The 222-nt window shown below is 66.2% G+C and carries 1 protein-coding gene; it reads right to left on the minus strand.

The annotated features are described in order from the left end of the window. A partial coding sequence (locus AC06FD_RS20480) for a flagellin N-terminal helical domain-containing protein (protein ID WP_478078740.1) occupies positions 1-222 on the minus strand: 222 nt, incomplete at both ends.

A 222-nucleotide genomic window follows, 5' to 3' on the forward strand; every position in this document is an offset into this window, starting at 1 on the left:
GGCCTTGGCGTCCACGACCTTGTCGATGGCGATGGCCTGGCCGGCGTTGGCGCCGACCTGGAACAGCTGGCTGGAGAACGAACCGTCCAGCAGCTTGGTGCCGTTGAAGTCGGACTGCTTGGCGACGCGGTCGATTTCGCTGACCAGCTGGGTGACTTCGGCCTGCAGGGCCTTGCGGTCGCTGGCGGAGTTGGTGGCGTTGGACGCCTGCACCGACAGTTC

The sequence above is a fragment of the Stenotrophomonas sp. Steno-Z1 genome (genome assembly GCF_056393175.1).